Source organism: Lysobacter sp. S4-A87, from assembly GCF_022637455.1.
Classification (GTDB): domain Bacteria; phylum Pseudomonadota; class Gammaproteobacteria; order Xanthomonadales; family Xanthomonadaceae; genus Lysobacter_J.
In genome coordinates this window covers 1,333,270-1,351,782 of record NZ_CP093341.1, presented here as the reverse complement: position 1 = coordinate 1,351,782, position 18,513 = coordinate 1,333,270, and the positions used below count along the sequence as shown (strand labels likewise).

The following is an 18,513-nucleotide window of genomic DNA, read 5'->3' as shown; positions in this document are numbered from 1 at the left end:
ACCGGTGGTCGTTTGGCAGCGGCCCGGCACTACCAGGAAGGAAGGATCAGCGCAGCACGCCCGGAAGTCCGGGGGCAGGGCTCAGCGCGCTGCTGCGCTCGACTTCGAAGCTGCGCAACTTGCCCTGGTCGGGCGTGGCATCGATACGGCCGTTGAGTTCGTAGGCGAGGCTGCGGCCGGCCGAGAGCGCGTCGGCCGCGGCGAGCTTGGCGGCCGCCTGCGGCGCCACGGTCACGGTGATGACGTCGGCCGATTCCGGGCCGATCGAAAGCCCCGGCTGCGCGCGCAGGTTGCCGGCCGGGGTGTCTGCGACCTTCAGGGCCAGGTCGACGGATTCGAAGCGCATCGGGATGCTGCTGAAGTTCTCGATGCGCAGGTCGGCCGACCAGCTGCCATCGGCGCGGACGGTCAGTTGCTGGATGCGGGCGGAGGGCTCGGAGACGCGGCGCACCGGGCCGCTGGAACAACCGGCGAGCACCAGTGCCGCCAGCAACGACAGCAGCAGGGCAGGTCCGTTCCAGCGTTTCCAGTTCGACTCGTACGTCATGCCGCCGCTCCACCGTGATGGGACGGCGAGCATACTACGGCGCACGGCGGGGGCTGGAGTGGGGTGCGTCAGCTGGCGGCGGGCGCCACGGTCTGCGCGATCAGGGCCAGTGCGGCCACGGCGGCCCAGACCGCAAGGTAGCGAAGCACGGCGCGGCGTGCCCGCGCGCTTCGCGACAGTCGCGAGGCACTCGAGGGAATACGGATCCTGGCGAGCGCACGCTCGCTGGCATTGGTCGTGGCCATAGGGGGAGCACGTTTCCGTGGGTACGACGATGGCGAGATTGTGTACCAGCAAAGCTGAAGGTACCCCGGCCCAGCTGATCACCTGCTCAAGGTGACGGTCATCTTTCCATTGCTGAGCGGCATCCGTGCTATCGCATAAACCGGGCTGCCGGGGTGCGACCAGAATCGCGCCTGAACCTGGGGCAATACCATCGGTCTAGAGCGCGTGACGGGGTAGGGATTTTCTGACCCGCTACCGCCGGCGCGTGGGCGCGACCATGCGCAGCTTCGCCAGCTCGCTGAGCGCACGCAGCAGCCCCATCTCGCTGGACAGGGCCACGTCGTAGATCAGGTCGCCGTCGACGCGGGCATCGCGCCGCCAGACACGGGCATGGCCGCCCAAGGCCAGGTCCGACGCCATCACCAGCGTCCGGTAGCGCGCGCTGCGCAACGCCGACTCGTGCGCGCGCCAATGCTCCTCGACGAAGTCGCCGCGGCCCTGCAGGATCGCCCGCGCCGGGCTCCCCGGCATCTCCTCGCCATGGGCCAGCGCCGGCGACACCGCCAGCAGCAGATGGGCCGTGTCCTGGGCGAGGCTGGCGCGCTCGGCGGCGGTGTAGCTCTGGTCGCGGCGCAGCAAGCCTTCGGCGCGCTGCTGGCAGGCAGCGAACAGTTGCGCCAAGGGCCGATCCAGGTAGGGATTGGAACCGGCAAAGGGGGCAGGCCTGGGCCGGACCGAGATCGGACTGTGCAGGGAGGGGGTCGGATGTGTCATGGCGGCAGCCTCCACTTCCGCCGTCTCAGGGAACAAGACTCGAACTGCCTGAACGTACGCCTGCGGGTGATAGCGCAGCGTCAACGGCGGGGTGCCTGCCGTCGCAGCCGTTGAGACGGCCATGGCATCCACTCGCGACCGGCCCAGCAGGAGAAGACGATGGCACCGGCGACCCATGCGCTTGCCTTGAAACACGACACGGACGAGCGCGCGATCGCGTTGCGCGAGGACGGTCGCCCCGCGGCCGACAGCGGGCTGCTCGCGCAGGCGCTATCGCGGCGCTACGCCGGTCGCATCACCGGCAGCTTCACCCTCCCGGGCGGCGAAGGACGCTATGCCGACCTGCCACCGGACCTGCCGCCGGCGCTGGCGCAGGCCTTGCGTGCACGCGGGATCGAACGCCTCTACAGCCACCAGGCGCAGGCCTGGGGTGCGGCGCAGCGCGGCGACAACGTCGCCATCGTCACGCCGACCGCGTCGGGCAAATCACTGTGCTACACGCTGCCGGTGGTGGCAGCGGCGATGACCTCCCGGGCCAAGGCGCTGTACCTGTTTCCGACCAAGGCGCTGGCGCAGGACCAGGTTGCCGAACTGCTGGAGCTCAATCGTGCCGGCGACCTTGGCGTGAAGGCATTCACCTTCGACGGCGACACCCCGGGCGATGCGCGCCAGGCGATCCGCCTGCACGGCGACATCGTGGTGTCGAACCCGGACATGCTGCATCAGGCGATCCTGCCGCACCACACCAAGTGGGCGCAGTTCTTCGAGAACCTGCGCTACGTGGTGATCGACGAAGTGCATACCTATCGCGGCGTGTTCGGCAGCCATGTCACCAACGTGCTGCGCAGGCTCAAGCGGATCTGCGCGTTCTATGGCGCGCGTCCGCAGTTCATCCTGTGCTCGGCGACGATCGGCAATCCGCAGGCGCACGCCGAGGCATTGATCGAAGACCGCGTGCATGCGATCACCGAGTCCGGCGCGCCGACCGGCGACAAGCACGTGTTGCTGTGGAATCCGCCGGTTGTCAACGCCGACCTGGGCCTGCGCGCCTCGGCGCGGTCGCAGAGCAACCGCATCGCCCGCATCGCCATCAAGTCCGGGCTCAAGACGCTGGTGTTCGCGCAATCGCGGCTGATGGTCGAGGTGCTGACCAAGTACCTCAAGGACGTGTTCGACCACGACCCGCGCAAGCCGCCACGCATCCGCGCCTACCGCGGCGGGTACCTGCCCAGCGAGCGCCGCGATGCCGAGCGGGCGATGCGCGATGGGCGCATCGACGGGATCATCTCGACCTCGGCGCTGGAACTGGGCGTCGACATCGGCAGTCTCGACGTGGTGGTGCTCAACGGCTATCCCGGCAGCGTTGCCGCGACCTGGCAGCGTTTCGGCCGCGCCGGTCGCCGCCAGCAGCCCAGCCTCGGAATCCTGGTCGCCAACTCGCAGCCGCTGGACCAGTACATGGTGCGTCACCCGGACTTCTTCGCCGACAGTCCACCCGAGCATGCGCGCACCGCGCCGGACCAGCCCCTGATCCTGTTCGACCACATCCGCTGTGCGGCCTTCGAGCTGGCGTTCAACACGCGCGAGATGTTTGGGCCGATCGAGCCGGAGGTGTATCTGGAAGCGCTGGCCGAGTCCGCCGTGGTCCATCGCGAGGGCGAGCGCTGGGAATGGATCGCCGACAGTTACCCGGCCAACGCGGTGTCGCTGCGTTCGGTCGCCGATGGCAACTTCGTCGTCGTTGACCGCACCGACGGCCGCCAGACCATCATCGCCGAGGTCGACTACTCGGCGGCCGCGCTGACGCTGTACGAGGGCGCGATCCACATGGTCCAGTCCACGCCCTACCAGGTCGAACGCCTGGACTGGGAGGGGCGCAAGTCCTACGTGCAGCGCACCCACGTCGACTACTACACCGACTCGATCGACTACACCAGGCTCAAGGTGCTCGAGCGCTTCGACGGCTGCGCCGCGGGGCAGGGCGATGCGAACCACGGCGAGGTGCACGTGGTACGGCGCGTGTCGGGCTTCAAGAAGATCCGCTACTACACCCACGAGAACATCGGCTACGGCCCGGTCAACCTGCCCGACCAGGAGCTGCACACCACGTCGGTGTGGTGGCAGCTGCCGCAGGCGACGCTGCTGTCGTGGTTCTCCAGCCGGCAGGACGCGCTCGATGGCTTCCTCGGTGCCGCCTATGCGCTGCACATCGTCGCGACTGTGGCCGTGATGGCCGATGCGCGCGACCTGCAGAAGGCCGTCGGCAATGGCGACGGTGCGTGGTTCGCCAGCAGCGACCAGGGCGGTCGCGGCACGCTGCGCGGCGTGGAGGGGGTAGGCGTCGAACTCGCGGAGGTCCAGCAGTTCGTGCCGACGGTGTACCTGTACGACAACTTCCCGGGCGGCGTGGGCCTCAGCGAGCCGCTATGGCGACGCCAGGAAGAGCTGGTGCTGCGCGCGATGGAACTGGTCGAACGGTGCGACTGCCGCAGCGGATGCCCGGCATGCGTCGGCCCGATCCTGGCCGCCAGCGAGGAAGGCGAGGGCACCACGCCAAAAGCCCTGGCGCGGCGGGTCCTGTCGCTGTTGATCGACGCGCGTGAATTGCAGTCCGGTGGCCATGGCGGCCATGGCGACGCGGTGCGCGCATGACGGTCACGCTCGAGAAGTTGCGCGCGCTGCGGCAACAGGCGGGTGAGCCATTGGCTGGCAAGGCCCCGGACCAGGGCCGGATTCCTCCCGGGCCGTTTGCCGCACCGACTCCGGGGACGCAGCGACCGGACCCAGGTGCCCAGCTCGATGCGCTACGGCGGTTGCTGGGTGTTCGCCAGCGACATTCACCGTCGCCGGTGATTTCGCACGACCGTTCCGTTCCCGGCACCCAGATCGAGCCCGGCCTCTACCTGGCCGAGTCCGAGCGGCCGATGCAGGCACCGCCATCGGTGCAGCTGGCGTTCGCAAAGCGCGATGACGCGGTGGACACCGATGCGCTGCTTTTCTTCGACACCGAAACCACGGGGCTGGCCGGCGGCACCGGCACGCGCGCTTTCATGATCGGTGCTGCCGACTGGAGTGACGGCATGCTGCGCATCCGCCAGCTGACGATCACCACGCTGGCTGCCGAACCGGCCATGTTGCGCACGTTCGCCCAGTGGCTGACGCCGCGCACCGTGTTGTGCAGTTACAACGGTCGCTGCTATGACGCGCCGCTGTTGAAGACCCGCTTCCGGCTGGCGCGCATGGGCGACCCGATCAGCGCGCTCGATCACGTCGACTTGTTGTTCCCGACCCGGCGCCGCTATCGAGGCGTCTGGGAGAACTGCCGCCTCGCAACCATCGAGCGCGAGGCGTTGCGCATCGTCCGCGAGGACGACCTGCCGGGCTCGGAAGCACCCGCGGCGTGGCTGTCGTTCCTGCGCGGCGGTTCGTCGGCGAACCTGCGCCGCGTGGCGGAGCACAACCTGCAGGATGTGGTGACGCTGGGACGGCTGTTCGTGCACCTGGCGGAAGCCGCATGACGCCGCCAGAGGGGCAGGTGCTCAGGTCGTGATGAACGCCTTCGGCACAGGCCCCGTCAGCCACACGCCGTTGTCGGCCTGATAGAACTCGTAACCCTGCTGGTGCATGCGCCTGGACTCGATCGTCAGGACCACCGGCGTGCCATGACGTTGCCCGACCTGGCTGGCGGTGGCGATATCTTCCGACAGATGCACGTGGTGGCGGATGCCAGGCCGCAGGCCATCGACCAGGATCGCATCGAGGAAGCGCGTTGCCGTGCCATGGAACAGGCGCTCGGGCGGAAGCACCGGTTCACGCTGGATGGCAACGCCAGCGGTCGAATGTCCCTGGACTGCGCGGATACGACGCCCGTCGCTGGACAGCGCAAACCGGTTCTTGTCGTTGCCTTCGACGACGGCGCGGATCACGCGCGCGTCGAGCAGGTGCCCGGCCTGGCGAGCGCTCGCCATCAGGTCATCGATATCTGCCCAGCCTTCGCGATCGAGGGTCAACCCGATCGCACCGGGGGCATGACGCAGTACGTAACTGAGATATCTGCTGGTGTCGGTAAGTCTTCTGCGCATGGTGCCTGCTGCTGGTTCGAGTGCTGGTGGACTAGCGGCCGTGATACGGCTCGCAGCCGACACCATCGCCATCGCGGTCGAGATGGCTTCCATAGCCTGCTTCGCCGCGCCGGACTGGCGCGGCTCCGGCTGCGCGTGCTTCTGCGCAGTTGCGGAATGCTTGTGAGGGATTGGACTTCCTGCTCTCGTCGAGCGACGCCGGACTCAACCGGTCCATGCTCGACAGAGCGGAAACGGCGGGTCCCCGGTGGCAGTGGTGATCACCGGTCTTGCGATTGGTGTGGCAGCCGTTCTTGTCGAGGCCACCGCCGTGCGCATGCGCGGTTTCCCAGCCCGGCGCCGTCAAGAGCGAGAGCAGGGAGAAAACGAGAGGTCGCATACAGCCCCCCAACTGTAATGTGACAGGGGTCCGAATCTAGCAGCCCTTCGAGGCGCATCGGACCACCCCGTGTGCGAGAAAAAGTCGCGGTCCAGTTTGGGCCCGCTATTCAGCTGTCGGCGCAGCGCCGACGACGTGTCGCGGCCCGAACTCGACCGGCCGGCATGTCCGGGCCATGGCCTGCGGCTCGTTGGACTCTTGGACCTCGGACCGGAGTTGCGCAATGGTGTCGAAGCTCCAGCCTGGACTCACCCTTGTCCTTGCAGCGCTGCTGGCCGGTTGCTCTGCCCCGCAGGCGGATGCACCCAGGCCCATCGTCCAGCTCGCGCCGATCCCGGGTCTGAAGGTGCGGCCGCTGACCGACCGCACCTTCGAACGAACCGAAGTGCGGCGGGCCCGCGGCGAGTATCTGACCGAGGGCATCCTTGCCTGCGCCGCCTGTCACTCCGAGCGCGACTGGCAGCAGGCGGGCGGTCCCATCGTCGCCGGCCGCGCGTACGCGGGACGGGTCTGGAAGACCGACGGCAAGACCTGGCTGGTCGCGCCGAACATCACGCCCGAGCCGCATACCGGCGCGGGCCGATGGAGCGACGACATGCTCGCCCGTGCGATCCGCGAGGGCATCGGCCACGACGGTCGATTGCTGCATCCGCAGATGTGGTACCGGTCGTACCGACAGCTGTCCGACGAGGACCTGGCCTCGGTCGTGGTGTACCTGCGGTCGCTGCCCGCGGTGCGCAACACGCTGCCGCAGACGGTGCTCTCGGCAGAGCAGGTCAAGCGCTTTGTCGGCGAACCCAGACCGATCACCGCGCCAGTGCCCGAGCCCCCGCACGCCACACCACAGGAGCGCGGACGCTACCTGGCCGGGCTTGCCGACTGCGGCGGCTGCCACACGCTGTGGGACGGCAAGCGCCTGCCCGGTGCCTTTGCCGGCGGCAACGAAGTCGGGCGGGACGGACGCAAGGTGCTCAGCGCCAACATCACGCCCGATCCCACCGGCATGTCGTACGACGCGGCGGGCTTCATCCAGGTGATCCGCACCGGCAAGGCGGGCCTGCTCGCGCCGGAGATGCCGTGGCTCTTCTATCGTCGTCTCAACGACGCCGACCTCACCGCGCTGCACGCATTCCTCAGCACGCGCTACCCGGTCGCGCATCGCATCAGCAACCTCGGTCCCAGCACTGCCTGCGCGGTGTGCGGCGGAGTGCATCCGCTTGGAACAGCCAACCGCCTGGTGCCGCCGCGCGGCATCGCACTGCCCCAGCGCCTGCTGCGCGATTACGTCGGCAGCTATCGGATCGACGAGTACGACTGGACGCTCCGGATCGAGATGCGGCACGGCAAATTGCATGTGATCGAAGGTGATGCACCGCCGAAGGAGCTGGTGGCGCTGACGCAGTCCACGTTCGCGATGGATGGCGGGCTGGGGCCGCTGCGATTCGAGCGCGATGCCGAAGGGCGCGTTGCGCGCGTGGTTTCGCAAGATGTCGAAGACGTGCCGCTCGAGCGCATCGCGGACGTGGCCGCCAAGGCCGGTGGCTCGCAGTAGCGCTGACCGGCTGCAAACGAAAGACCCTGCAAAGCCGAAGCCTTGCAGGGTCCTTGTTGGAAAGCATCAGCCAGTGAAGCGAAACTCCGGTCAGTCGTAGCCCCACACCTTCAGGTCTGCCGTCGGCGCGCCGCCCAGGATCTTGTACTGGACGGTCAGCGACTTCAGTCGTGCCTTCATGCCCGGCGCATTGTTCGGAGCGGTCTGCCCGCCTGACTTGAGCGTGCCCAGATCCTTGAAGGTGTCGTCGGGGCGGTTGTCCCAGTGCAGGACGAGCGAGGTGATCTGCACGTCGGCGCCATCGACCGACAGCTTGACCTGCTTGACGTCCTTTTCCCAACGTCCACCGGAGCTCTTGATCTCCACGCTGGGGTCGGCGGTCTTGATCGTCTTCTGGCCGAGCACGAACCACTCGTCTGCGGCGACGGCATTGCCAATGCCACAGATGAAGGCAGCGGAACCAATTGCGAAGGAGGCGATCAAGGTGCGGAACTTCGTGTTCATCGATGTACCCTCTGCTGGTAGTTTCACCCCTGAAACATTGCTCCGTCTTCCGCTGGAGGCCCTGGCAGCCCAGGGGGAGGGCAGCGGCGGCGATGCCAACGCGCAGCGTAGCCCCGGGGGCGTTACTTCAAGGTCAAGAGGCGCCCAGCCCCGGGCAAGCGCTTTCCGGCCCGCGGGGCCGGCGAATTGTTGCACTGGGGACAACACACAGGGTCCGCGGCGAGGGCTACCCATGGCGGCGGCGCAACCCTAATCTCGCGCCAGTCTTCTGGATCGAGGACTGCGTGGAGTTCGTTGAACCTCCGCGTGTCCCCGCGGAGTACCGATCAGCAGCACGACGATACGGCGGACCACAAGCGCCAACCCGATGCCCGGTACCGGTCAAGCCCCAGGGCGTGCCCCGGGGTCTTGATAGCAGGAAAACATGCGATCCCATCTCATTGGCAAGTGGCTGCTGGCGGCCACTGCGATCTCCTTTTGCTCCATTGGAACCGCCCAGGCGCATAGCCGCGAAGATTGCACCAGCGGCCGCACCCGGCTTCCACCCATCGTCAACCTGCGCGTCGACAACGACGTGATCGGTGGCCAGGACCAGGGCTACAGCAACGGTGTGCAGCTGACGCTGGTGTCGCCCAACCTGCGCGACTACACCAACGATCCCTGCATCCCGCGACTTGCCCAGTGGGTCAACCGCTACCTGGGTGCGCTGCAGTCGGAAACGTTCGAGCAGCAGAACATGATCGCGACCTTCGCCCAGGGCATCTACACGCCAACCGACTTCAGTCGCAGCGACCTCATCGAGGACGACCGGCCGTATGCAGCGGCGCTGCTGGTCGGCCTGGGTTACAACGCGCGCGAAGGCGACAGGCTGCGCACGACGCAGTTGCAGGTCGGCATCGTCGGGCCGGCCGCACTGGGCAAGGAAGCGCAGGATGCCGTGCACCAGATCACCGGCAGCGAGAAGTTCCGCGGCTGGGACAACCAGCTTGAGAACGAACCGGTCTTCCGCATCGTCCACGAGCGCATGCGCCGCTTCTCCTCCAGCGACGGCGCGCACGGATGGGGCTGGGACACGATCGCCCACTACGGCGGCAGCTTCGGCAACCTGGCGACCTACCTCAACACCGGCGCGGAGTTCCGCGTCGGCGTGAACCTTCCCGACGATTTCGGCAGCACGCCGCTACGACCGGCCGGCGAGAACACGGCCCCGACGCGGGAGCGCCAGAGCCAGTACGTGCCGGGTGCGCATCTGTTCGTGACGTTCGATACGCGCTGGGTGTTGTATGACATCACGCTGGACGGCAACACCTTCCGCGACAGCCACAGCGTCGACAAGCGCCATGCCGTGGCCAACATCGGTTACGGCGTGGCGCTGATGCGGCATCGCTGGAAGTTCGCGTTGGCGCGCTACCACGGAACGCGTGAGTTCGATGGACAGCGCGAGACGCCGGTGTTCGGGAGCTTCACGATCAGCCGGGCGTTTTGAGCTTCAGGCCGGCTTGCCGGTCCGGCCAAGGGCGCAAGACCTGCTGCCCGTCCTGATCGGGATGCCGGCGCGCGCTGCTGGCCGCGCCAGCGCAAGTTGCGATGTCCGTCGCACTTCCCATGCATCCCGTCGAAGTCCGGCGAGCACTTTCGCCATCGCGACTGTTGCAATGGCCACATGGATGAAATAAGAATTCATCAGCCGCGACTGCGGCCGGGGAAGAACTAGTAGCCAAACTGCCACGGATGGCACGCGGAATGCGCTGCGTCCGTGTACTCAGGGGAAGGGTATGGCGTGTAATCAGCATCACGGCTCGTGGTGGGCGTTGAACTTTCGCGTCCGCGGTTTGCGAGGCTTCATGGCAGCGTTCGGCTGTACCGCGATTCTTTCGGCGGTCGGCGGTGTCGCCCCTGCCCAGGAAGTGTTCTCACCCAACTTTGGTGCGCTTGAGCAACCTACTGGTGATCGGAGCTATCGCCCCGCTGCCGAAGTCAGTGGCAGCGGAGTCGTCCTCGCGACGGGCAACAAGATCGAGGTAGAGACTGATTTCTCGGCTCGAGGCGAAATGCCGCTGTTCCTGCGACGAACCTACAATCATCAATGGAGCGCCAGTGGCCTGTTTGGAAAGCACTGGATAAGCAATCTCGACTATTCGCTGGCTGCCTCGACATCGGGCTCCCAGGTCATCCTGTGGGCCCAGCGCCCCGATGGGCGCCGGATCAAGTTTGTTCCGAGCGGCGAGGCGAACCGCTGGAACGAGGACAAGGCGACGCCCGTCGCTTATGTGCTCAAGGGTGCAGACAACGCCTATACGCTCTACAACGAAGAGCGGGGATCAGAGCGATACGACTCGACCGGCTATGTGCTCCAGGTCAAGGACGAGCACGGCGCTGCCTGGGCCTTCACGTACAACGGCTTGTACCTCCAGAGGGTTACGCACACCTCCGGCAGGTACATCCAGTTGACCTGGAACGGCAGTCAGCTGGTGCAGGTGCTTGACCCGGCAGGAAATGCATACGTCTACTCGTATACCGCCAATGCATTTGGCGCTGGACGCAACCGTCTGGCGAGCGTAACTCTGCCTGGCGCGCCGTCCACAACGGTCACCTATCACTACGAAAATTCGGCGTTCCCGGGAGGGCTCACGGGCAAGTCGTACAACGGGAGTCGCTATTCCACATTCGCCTACGATTCGAACGGGCGGGTCGCGTCGACTGAGCTGGTCGGTGGCGTCCAGCGCTATACCTACGAATACTCCGGTGGAAATACTGCGCCTGTGACGCCCCCTCCGCTACCGCCAGCGCCCGGTGGAGTTGAAGAAGGAGGCGGTGGCGGCGGCTGGTGCGAATATCAGAGCGGATCGCGCATCTGCTTCCAACCGCAATTTGCGATGGTCGGCGCGTCCGGCGTGGCAGGCCTGATGGGTCTTTCCGCGATCAGCAGCGTCGGCGCCGCGGCCGCCGCCGCCTCTTCGTCCACCCCGTTCCTGACGACGGAGACCAACCCGCGCGGAAAGCGGACTACCTATCAGTTCGAGGATGACCGACTGGTGTCCGTGTCGCGGGCCGGATCGTCGTCGACGCCATCCGCGTTCCGCGAGCTGCAATATGACTCCAACGGGTACGAGAACCTGGTCAGTGACTTTACTGACGGGCTGACCGATCTTGACTACGACGGTCATGGCCACCTTGTGTCGCGAGTCGATGCTGCAGGCACGCCACTCGCGCGTACGACACTCTACGTCTGGGACGAATCCAGCAACCGGGTGGTTCAGTCCAGGATCGTGGGAATCAGCGAGACGACACTGACCTATGCGCCGGACGGTCGCGTTGCGAGAATTGATGTCAAGAACATCAGCGGCAAGGGCGTTCCGAATTTCGTACAGACAACCCGGTTCAGCTACACCAAGCATGCCAATGGATTGCTGGCCAGCACAGCTGTTGATGGGCCGTTGCAGGGTTCGGCCGATACGATCACTTCGACCTTCAGCACCAACGGCGATCTGTTGAGTGTTCGCAATGAGCTCGGCCATGTAACCACTTACAGCAACCACAATGCCCTTGGTCTCGCTGCAAGCGTGATTGACCCCAATGGCGCACAGATCGACTACACCTACGATGGACGTGGCCGGGTCACCGCCATCAAGCCAATCGTGAATGGTGCGGCGCAGACGACCACCCTCTCCTACGATGGATTTGGTCGCCTTGCGGTGCAGCAGACGCCCGATGGCGTGGCGCGCACCAACGTGTACGACTCGGCCTGGCGACCCGTTGAAGTCTACGAGCGTGAGCCAGCAGGCACTTACGCGCGCAAGCTGGTGACTTACGACGCGATGTCGTTGCCGATCAAGACCGAGGTCTACCGGACAACCTTCCCATACAACACCCAGGTCATCGGAAATGTGGAAGGGGTGGCGAGCAACGGTGCCGGTGGCTACAACGTCAATGGCTGGGCCTGCAGTACCGGCCAGGATGGATCGATCGACGTGCATCCGTACGCCGGCGGCGGGTGGCCGACGGGTACGGGATTCGGCGCGTTCCGCGCAGACCGCCCAAGCGAACCGGCGGTGGCCAGCGCCTGCGGGGCCCAGGGTGCGGCTTACCGTTTCAGCATCCCGTTGTCCGACAGCGTTCGCGATCTTCACGGGGGCAAGGCGATCTACGTCCACGGCATTTCGCCTGCGCAGAAAGACAACCTGCTCATTGCCGGTTCCGGCGTTCACTTGATTCCTCGCTTGTTGCCGGCGGTGGCTCCGTCGGGTCTATCGGCTCCGTCCATCGCGGTCAGCAGCAGCTATGTCGTTACCTGGTCGGCGGCGCCACGGGCGACAACGTACAAGCTGGAGGAGAGTGCCAATGGCGGCGGATGGACGACCGTCCAGGATGCCGCAGCGACCAGCGCGACGATCTCCGGAAAGGGTGGCGGAACCTACAGCTACCGCGTCGCCGCCTGCAACGAGGTTGGCTGCGGGCCGGTATCGGGTCCCGTGACTGTGCTGAGAGTCGTTGCGCCATCTTCGGCGCCTACGCCCAGCGGCCCCGCTGTCAATGACATGGGCGCCTACACAGTCAGCGTCAGTGCTGTCTCCGGACTTGGCAGCATCTACTACGTGATCGATGAGAGTGCCAATGGTGGGGCCTCGTGGATCCAGGCACACAACGGGTCTGCTCAAAGCGTCTACCTTTCGGGCCGCAACACGACGATCGACTATCAGTACCGCGCGCGCGCCTGCAACCAGGCCGGGTGCGGACCGACGTCGGGTGTCATCGTCGTCCAGCGGGCGATATACGGTGCGCAGTTCGTATGGCAGGGCGCTTTCGGCCTGACGCTTCCTGGGCAGGTCCAGAACGTGACTGTCCAGATGCGCAACACGGGCAACACTACCTGGACGGATGCAGGTGGCTATCGACTGGGTTCGCAGAACCCCACCGACAACCTGACCTGGGGCGTCAGTCGTGTCGGAGTTCCGGGATCGGTCGCGCCAGGCGAGATCGCCACGTTCAATTTCAACGTCCAGGCGCCAAGCACGCTTGGGTACCACAACTTCCAGTGGCGCATGGTCCGGGACGGTTACGCCTGGTTCGGTGATCAGTCGCCGAATTCAGTGAAGGATGTCGTGACGGCCTCCATCAGCTCCTCGCCCGCAAGCTGCGGACTCTACATAGGCGAATCGACCTGCAGGGTCACCGTCCAGTGGACCACGACGCGCGGGGACGGCCAGGTCTGGGTCAGCAACCTCGACAACACCGGCATGCAACTGTTTGTGCCCAGCAGAAGCGGAAGCCAGAGTGCGTCCTGGATCACCACAAACGGTGTCCGCTTCCATGTCATGGCCGCTGGCGTGTCGCTTGCCAGCGTTGATGTAAGGGCATACCAGACCAACCAGTACCCACCCAATCCTGACCCGCCGCCCTGTCCGACCCAGCACTGCCAGGAGCAGTAAGCGAATGCAGTTCTTCAACGAGACTGACGGCGATAACAGGATTACGACATGACTCACAAGAGAATTCTGGCGCTTTGCATTTCAGCTGCCATATCCCAGACGGCGCTGGCCGACCCGGTCATCACGGTGGCGTATGACTACGATGACCTTGGTCGACTCGTGGCCGAGCGCGGCACGAACGGGCAGGTGACGCGTTTGTCGTATGACGACGACGGCCGCGTCAAAACTCTCAAGGATGGGCTCAATCGAACGACAACCCAGAACTACGATGCGTTGGGGCGTCGGATCCAGGTCGTTGACCCCACAGGTGTGGCCAGCACCTTCGGTTATGACGCGGGCGACAGGCTGATCTCGGTCAGTGACCCGAAAGGCAATGCGACGACCTTCGACGTTGACGGGTTTGGGCTGACCTGGAGGCAGGTGAGCCCGGATACGGGGACCACGAGGGCGGAGTACAACGATGGAGGACAGCAGACGCTTGTTACACGTGGGGACGGCAGCGTCACGACGTACAGCTATGACGGCACCGGCCGCCTGATCCAGGCGAAGTCCGGAGCCGCGGAGCGTAATTACGTATTTGACTCATGTGTCGGCGGCAAGGGCAGGGTCTGCTCGGCCGAGCTGCGCGAGGTTGGGGTTGTAAGGAGCAGCGTTTCGCAAATCTACACGTCGCAAGGTTGGCTGCTGCAGCGCCAGGAAAGCGGCGTCGATGAGGGTGGTGCGCCCTATGCCGGCGCAGTGTCCTACGCGTATGACAACCTGGGGCGGGTCACCGGCGTCAGCTATCCCAGTGGAGTGGCAGTGGGATACGGCTACGTGGGTCGCCAGTTGACGGCCATGACTGCGACGATCGGCGGTGTCACGAAAAACGTCGCGAGCAACATCACCAAGCTTCCCTTCGGCCCGACCACCGGCTGGACATACGGGAACGGACTTGAGCGCATTTACCAGCACGATACGGACGGGAGGGTGTACGCCATCAGTGCAGGTACAAGCAGCGCTCTGGCCCAGAGCCTGACGTACGGGTTTGACATCGCTGATCAGGTAACCGCCATCACCGACGGCACAGATGCAGGGCAATCGCGGAATTACGAGTACGACGCGTTGGGGCGATTGTCGAAGGAGACGGCCAAGGGGTCGCAATGGAACTACGATGCGAACGGCAACCGGACCCGATGGATAGACCGGGGAGCCCTGAGCAATTATGACGTCGATCCGGTCAGCAACAGGCTGCTGAGCTTCAGCGGGCCGGCTGGCCTTCAGGTCTACGGCTATGACGCAATCGGCAACCGCATCAGTGAATCCGCACCAGGTCGTTCGGCCAGCTATGCCTACGACGGGTTCAACCAGATGCGAAGTGCCACCGTCAATGGCAATACCACCAGCTATACCGTCAATGCGCTCGGCCAGCGAGTTGGCAAAGCGACTCCGACGGGGCGCACTCGCTTCGTCTACGCGGAGCAGAACCTGCTGCTTGCGGAAAGCGGGCCCGGTGGCTGGACAAGCTATCTTTGGTTGGGCAATCAGTTGGTCGGCCTCGTCAAGCCTGATCAACAACTGCGCTTTGTCCACGGTGACAACCTTGGGCGTCCGGAGGCCGTCAGCAACAGCTCCATGCAGGTCATCTGGCGCGCCGGCAATGAGGCGTGGAGCCGTACCACTCGCCAGGACTCGATCGGCGGACTGAACATAGGCTTCCCTGGCCAGTACTACGACGCAGAGTCGGGCCTCTGGTACAACGGCTTCCGCTACTACGACAGCGCCGTGGGCTATACGCAGTCCGACCCCATCGGACTGGCGGGCGGGAGCTTCTCGACCTACGCGTACGCCAATGGCAATCCCGTAAGTCGATTCGATCCCCTTGGACTTGCCACCATCGCCATCGGCGGCGGTGGATCGGCCTCATGGCTGGTGGGCGGCACCATCAGCGGCCAAGTCACTTTCAGCGCTACGTCGTGGAGTCCATCGACGTGGAGAGTCGGCGTGTTGGGTGGCATTGGCGGCCAGGCCGGTACCGACATGGGCGCTGGCTTCAACGGGGCGATTTCCTACACCTCGGCGGATTCCGCAGAGGCGATGGCTGGCACGGGTGCCTCGGCCGGCGGCAGTATCAGTATTCCTGGCGCGGCGCTTGGCTACGAGCAGAGTCTTTGCACGGATTGCGATCAGACGTACACGGTTACCGTTGGTCCGGCGCTGAAGGTATTACCATTCGAGTTGCACACAGGCGTGATGAAGTCCTGGGGCAAGACGATCGTCGGATCCGATCCAACGCCTCCTGTCGTCATCGTGCGAGAGGATCTGATCGAAGTCGTGCCGATCGTCGAGGATGAGCCCCAGATGCGTGGCGGCGGCGGACGAAGCAGCGGTGGCGGTGGCGGCGGAGGGCCGATCGGCTCCGGTAGCGTCTATGTGGGTGAGCCGGAAGTCGAGAAGAAGTCTCAATGACGTGATTTCAGTGGAGGAGGCTTATGGATGTCGGTTTGCTTGGATTCTTCGCGGGTGCAGCGCCGGGCGTGCTTCTGGCACTCAGGAACATGGGTCGGGTGCGGCGCGCATATCGACACGTCGAGAAGCTCGCCGCCGAAGAGGGCAAGTACTTCAACATGGACCTTGGGTTCCGCGACAAGAAGACGTTCGTCTTCGAACCGGATCAACTGATCGAGGCGGGGGACAGTGAGCGACTGAAGGTCGCAAAGTTGGAACTGATCGAGCAGAGACGGCACCTGATCCGCCGACATTTTTTCTGTTTTCTGATCATTGCCGTTGGCGCCATCGCTGGAGTCGTGACCGCGAATGCCATACAAACCCTGGCTAGCGGTTAGGCGCGAAACGGGCCGGGATTGCCCGAACGAGTCGCCTGAGTCACCGCCTTCCGATCAGACGGTGGTGCGGATCAGGTTCAAAATGGTCTCTGCGGTGCTGTAGGCGACGGTCTGGTTCTTGGCTTCGATCACTCCGCCGGATCGGGTCGTGCTTCTAACGTCGGAGGTCACATGGCAGCCCAGACAAGGTCCCTCGTCGCCTTCGCCCACGTCGCCGACGTGGAGCGAAGCATCAGGTTCTACGCTGACCTGGGTTTCAAGGCGGCCAATCGCGTTGTCCCGGATGGGCAGTCCGCTCCCGTCTGGGCCTGGCTGGAAAGTGAGCAGGCCAACCTCATGGTCGGGCTGGCGTCGGGGCCGATTGATTCGTCCCAGCAAGCCGTACTCTTCTATCTCTACTACGACGATATCAAGCAGACTCGCGCCGTCCTGGTGGAGCTCGGTTACGCGCCCGGCGCGATCAAGTATCCGTTCTACATGCCAGGCGGAGAATGCAGGCTTGAGGATCCGGATGGATACGTGTTGATGCTGGCGCAGATCTAGCGGGACACCCATCGGATCGATCTCGGGCGACGCCGGATTCGGATCCGGACGGTCAAACCGTCCGGATCCGATGTCGCTTCGTTTCAAGATTGCCGAGGCGTCATGGCTCCACGCACTTCGGGGTTGAACAGTGCGGCGGCGGGTCCGGCGGCGCCGAACTCTGCACACCGGAGACATCCACATAAGTGATCGGCACACCGCCGGACTTCAAGGTGAATCGCACCGTGCCAGTCGTGATCCACGTGGCGTAGGACGAGCCTGCGCCACCTGGCTCATATGCGAACAAGGTTGCGCCGCTGCCGTCCGGCGCCGAGGCCCACACCTGGGCGTCATAGCGATTTGAGTTCCATGTGATCCTCGTCGTGCAGTTGCTACCGCCATAAGGGATCGTGCACGGATTCGGATTGGCGCTGATCGATCCGCTGGCCGGCGCGACCACGGAGATGCCCTGCGCCGGTGTCGGGCTGCCGAGCCACGCAACGCCGTCTGCCACCATCTGCCACTGGAAGGTGTACGAACCCGGTGTGGTGGGTGCGCGGACGGTGAAGTTGAACGCGACGTTCTGGTAAGGGCCAACGTCATGTGGCAGCGCGACCCGGTTGAGACCCCAGGTGTAGTTGTCCACCGGGCCCTGCGAGCCCAGGTTGATGTTCGTCCCGGCGCGCCACGTCTTGTCGCTGGCGTTGTTGAACGTCAGGCTCACCGCGTAGTACTGCCCTGCCGTCATCGTGCCGGGCACAGAACTGCCGACATGCATCGGATAGAGGCCGTACTTCACCTGGTGACCGATGGCGGTGTACGAGGAGCGCAGCGAAGCAATGTCCCTGACCCCGGTCACCCCGGGTTGGCCTGCCCACAGGAATGGCATGAGCAAGATGACGCGGCTCTCGGCCTGGGCAAGGAAGTGCATGTACTCCGGGTTGTGCCATTCGCCGTCCAGATCGGTCCCGTAGGCCGCTTGCGGGACGATGATGATCTTCTGGTCCTGACGAACGTGGGTGTAGAACGTCGTGAGGGCGTTGCGGTAGTCACCGTCGTTACCCGGGTAATGATCCAGGCCTACCCAGTCGAAAAGGCCCATTCCCTGAACGACAGGTCCATAGGCGCCGCTCACCACCGCAGCGATGGGGAAGTTGTGGGTTGCGGGGTTTGCGCGAATCACTTCGACCGCCATGCTGAGCGCCGGGCTCGGGAAGCCCATGTAGTCGGAAAGTCCATACCTCTCGGGTTCGTCGACCGGGTAGAACGCAGCGACCGTGCTCGCCTCGGGATTGCCGGGAACCAGGTACCCGGCAGCAATCAACTTGTCCACCAGGGCATTGAACTGTGCTGCCGCGAAGGGGTCGATGCGGTAGGCGTTACTTATGGTCGTGTCGAACACGTACGAGGTCACCGAAACGATGGCCTTGTTGCCGTAGCCCTTCGCCAATCCGACTTCGCGAAGGATCGTGGCGTCCCAGTTGTAAGGGTCCGAGCCGCTGTAGACGTACGTGATGTTGGTGTGCGCGTAGTTGTCCGGCTGGAACGAGATATCCGGCGGAACGGTGTTGTTGGCGAAGTAGCCGAAGTACTTCGGGTTCGCCCATGAAGGCAGGCAGAAGAACACCGCGAACAAAAGCACTATGAGTCTGTAGCGCATGTAATGTCCCTATT

15 protein-coding genes are annotated in these 18,513 nt (G+C 64.8%); 8 read left to right on the top strand and 7 right to left on the bottom strand.

Annotated elements, in window-relative coordinates; genetic code table 11:
- Positions 1-46: 46 nt before the first annotated feature.
- From MNR01_RS06075 to MNR01_RS06065, 3 genes are all read right to left on the bottom strand, one after another.
- A complete protein-coding gene (locus MNR01_RS06075) occupies positions 47-547 on the bottom strand; it encodes an LEA type 2 family protein (protein WP_241920034.1) in 501 nt (166 codons plus the stop codon).
- A 68-nt stretch (positions 548-615) separates the two neighbouring features.
- On the bottom strand, positions 616-792 hold the full coding sequence (locus MNR01_RS06070; RefSeq protein WP_241920033.1) for a hypothetical protein: 177 nt from the start codon (positions 790-792) through the stop codon (positions 616-618).
- 232 nt (positions 793-1,024) lie between these two features.
- Complete coding sequence (locus MNR01_RS06065; RefSeq protein ID WP_241920032.1) at positions 1,025-1,453, bottom strand: hypothetical protein; 429 nt, start codon at positions 1,451-1,453, stop codon at positions 1,025-1,027.
- Positions 1,454-1,705: 252 nt separating this feature from the next.
- Between MNR01_RS06065 and MNR01_RS06060 the strand changes: the two genes are divergently transcribed.
- Together MNR01_RS06060 and MNR01_RS06055 are read left to right on the top strand one after the other, a co-directional pair.
- Positions 1,706-4,198, top strand: coding sequence for a DEAD/DEAH box helicase (locus MNR01_RS06060; RefSeq protein WP_241920031.1), 2,493 nt, complete (start codon positions 1,706-1,708; stop codon positions 4,196-4,198).
- Complete coding sequence (locus MNR01_RS06055) at positions 4,195-5,064, top strand: ribonuclease H-like domain-containing protein (protein WP_241920030.1); 870 nt, start codon at positions 4,195-4,197, stop codon at positions 5,062-5,064. The genes MNR01_RS06060 and MNR01_RS06055 overlap by 4 nt, the downstream gene beginning before the upstream one ends.
- 21 nt (positions 5,065-5,085) lie before the next feature.
- Here MNR01_RS06055 and MNR01_RS06050 read toward each other — a convergent pair whose 3' ends face one another.
- Together MNR01_RS06050 and MNR01_RS06045 are read right to left on the bottom strand one after the other, a co-directional pair.
- Positions 5,086-5,628: an RNA 2'-phosphotransferase gene (locus tag MNR01_RS06050; protein ID WP_241920029.1), complete on the bottom strand. Its 543-nt coding sequence runs from the start codon at positions 5,626-5,628 to the stop codon at positions 5,086-5,088.
- Between the two features lie 31 nt (positions 5,629-5,659).
- Positions 5,660-6,007 (bottom strand): excalibur calcium-binding domain-containing protein, encoded by a 348-nt coding sequence (locus tag MNR01_RS06045; protein WP_241920028.1) that lies wholly within the window; start codon positions 6,005-6,007, stop codon positions 5,660-5,662.
- A 223-nt stretch (positions 6,008-6,230) separates the two neighbouring features.
- On the opposite strand from MNR01_RS06045, the gene MNR01_RS06040 reads away from it, so the two are divergent.
- A complete protein-coding gene (locus tag MNR01_RS06040) occupies positions 6,231-7,559 on the top strand; it encodes a c-type cytochrome (RefSeq protein WP_241920027.1) in 1,329 nt (442 codons plus the stop codon).
- 90 nt (positions 7,560-7,649) lie between these two features.
- On the opposite strand, the gene MNR01_RS06035 is transcribed toward MNR01_RS06040, so the two are convergent.
- On the bottom strand, positions 7,650-8,063 hold the full coding sequence (locus MNR01_RS06035; RefSeq protein ID WP_241920026.1) for a hypothetical protein: 414 nt from the start codon (positions 8,061-8,063) through the stop codon (positions 7,650-7,652).
- Positions 8,064-8,487: 424 nt separating this feature from the next.
- Here MNR01_RS06035 and MNR01_RS06030 point away from each other — a divergent pair, with 424 nt between their 5' ends.
- The 5 genes from MNR01_RS06030 to MNR01_RS06010 all read left to right on the top strand — a co-directional run bounded on the left by MNR01_RS06030 (position 8,488) and on the right by MNR01_RS06010 (position 16,860).
- On the top strand, positions 8,488-9,549 hold the full coding sequence (locus MNR01_RS06030; RefSeq protein ID WP_241920025.1) for a lipid A deacylase LpxR family protein: 1,062 nt from the start codon (positions 8,488-8,490) through the stop codon (positions 9,547-9,549).
- Between the two features lie 358 nt (positions 9,550-9,907).
- Positions 9,908-13,492: a DUF6531 domain-containing protein gene (locus tag MNR01_RS06025; RefSeq protein ID WP_241920024.1), complete on the top strand. Its 3,585-nt coding sequence runs from the start codon at positions 9,908-9,910 to the stop codon at positions 13,490-13,492.
- Positions 13,493-13,540: 48 nt separating this feature from the next.
- On the top strand, positions 13,541-15,940 hold the full coding sequence (locus MNR01_RS06020) for an RHS repeat-associated core domain-containing protein (RefSeq protein WP_241920023.1): 2,400 nt from the start codon (positions 13,541-13,543) through the stop codon (positions 15,938-15,940).
- A gap of 23 nt (positions 15,941-15,963) precedes the next feature.
- Positions 15,964-16,317, top strand: a complete 354-nt coding sequence (locus tag MNR01_RS06015; protein ID WP_241920022.1) for a hypothetical protein — start codon at positions 15,964-15,966, stop codon at positions 16,315-16,317.
- Between the two features lie 171 nt (positions 16,318-16,488).
- Entirely contained in the window at positions 16,489-16,860 is a 372-nt protein-coding gene (locus MNR01_RS06010) for a VOC family protein (RefSeq protein ID WP_241920021.1), read from the top strand.
- Positions 16,861-16,960: 100 nt separating this feature from the next.
- Here MNR01_RS06010 and MNR01_RS06005 read toward each other — a convergent pair whose 3' ends face one another.
- Positions 16,961-18,499, bottom strand: coding sequence for a hypothetical protein (locus MNR01_RS06005; protein ID WP_241920020.1), 1,539 nt, complete (start codon positions 18,497-18,499; stop codon positions 16,961-16,963).
- Positions 18,500-18,513: the final 14 nt, after the last annotated feature.

Coding starts and splice junctions, on each gene's coding strand:
- MNR01_RS06075 (WP_241920034.1), bottom strand. CDS start 547: ATGACGTACGAGTCGAACTGGAAACGCTGGAACGGACCTGCCCTGCTG.
- MNR01_RS06070 (WP_241920033.1), bottom strand. CDS start 792: ATGGCCACGACCAATGCCAGCGAGCGTGCGCTCGCCAGGATCCGTATT.
- MNR01_RS06060 (WP_241920031.1), top strand. CDS start 1,706: ATGGCACCGGCGACCCATGCGCTTGCCTTGAAACACGACACGGACGAG.
- MNR01_RS06055 (WP_241920030.1), top strand. CDS start 4,195: ATGACGGTCACGCTCGAGAAGTTGCGCGCGCTGCGGCAACAGGCGGGT.
- MNR01_RS06050 (WP_241920029.1), bottom strand. CDS start 5,628: ATGCGCAGAAGACTTACCGACACCAGCAGATATCTCAGTTACGTACTG.
- MNR01_RS06045 (WP_241920028.1), bottom strand. CDS start 6,007: ATGCGACCTCTCGTTTTCTCCCTGCTCTCGCTCTTGACGGCGCCGGGC.
- MNR01_RS06040 (WP_241920027.1), top strand. CDS start 6,231: ATGGTGTCGAAGCTCCAGCCTGGACTCACCCTTGTCCTTGCAGCGCTG.
- MNR01_RS06035 (WP_241920026.1), bottom strand. CDS start 8,063: ATGAACACGAAGTTCCGCACCTTGATCGCCTCCTTCGCAATTGGTTCC.
- MNR01_RS06030 (WP_241920025.1), top strand. CDS start 8,488: ATGCGATCCCATCTCATTGGCAAGTGGCTGCTGGCGGCCACTGCGATC.
- MNR01_RS06025 (WP_241920024.1), top strand. CDS start 9,908: ATGGCAGCGTTCGGCTGTACCGCGATTCTTTCGGCGGTCGGCGGTGTC.
- MNR01_RS06020 (WP_241920023.1), top strand. CDS start 13,541: ATGACTCACAAGAGAATTCTGGCGCTTTGCATTTCAGCTGCCATATCC.
- MNR01_RS06015 (WP_241920022.1), top strand. CDS start 15,964: ATGGATGTCGGTTTGCTTGGATTCTTCGCGGGTGCAGCGCCGGGCGTG.
- MNR01_RS06010 (WP_241920021.1), top strand. CDS start 16,489: ATGGCAGCCCAGACAAGGTCCCTCGTCGCCTTCGCCCACGTCGCCGAC.
- MNR01_RS06005 (WP_241920020.1), bottom strand. CDS start 18,499: ATGCGCTACAGACTCATAGTGCTTTTGTTCGCGGTGTTCTTCTGCCTG.